The organism is Vibrio sp. 03_296 (assembly GCF_002265885.1).
In genome coordinates this window covers 1-519 of sequence record NZ_NPKW01001238.1, presented here as the reverse complement: position 1 = coordinate 519, position 519 = coordinate 1, and the positions used below count along the sequence as shown (strand labels likewise).

General features: G+C 55.5%; 1 rRNA gene. It reads right to left on the bottom strand.

Annotation, left to right across the window (positions count from 1 at the left end):
* A 23S ribosomal RNA gene (locus CIK04_RS31250) occupies nucleotides 1-519 on the bottom strand; the annotation flags it as partial.

Sequence of the window (519 nt, the reverse complement as noted above, 5' to 3'; positions counted from 1 at the left end):
TGCTTTCAGCGGTTATCGATTCCGAACTTAGCTACCGGGCAATGCGTCTGGCGACACAACCCGAACACCAGAGGTTCGTCCACTCCGGTCCTCTCGTACTAGGAGCAGCCCCCTTCAATCTTCCAACGCCCACGGCAGATAGGGACCGAACTGTCTCACGACGTTCTAAACCCAGCTCGCGTACCACTTTAAATGGCGAACAGCCATACCCTTGGGACCGACTTCAGCCCCAGGATGTGATGAGCCGACATCGAGGTGCCAAACACCGCCGTCGATATGAACTCTTGGGCGGTATCAGCCTGTTATCCCCGGAGTACCTTTTATCCGTTGAGCGATGGCCCTTCCATTCAGAACCACCGGATCACTATGACCTGCTTTCGCACCTGCTCGAACCGTCATTCTCGCAGTTAAGCGGGCTTATGCCATTGCACTAACCTCACGATGTCCAACCGTGATTAGCCCACCTTCGTGCTCCTCCGTTACTCTTTGGGAGGAGACCGCCCCAGTCAAACTACCCAC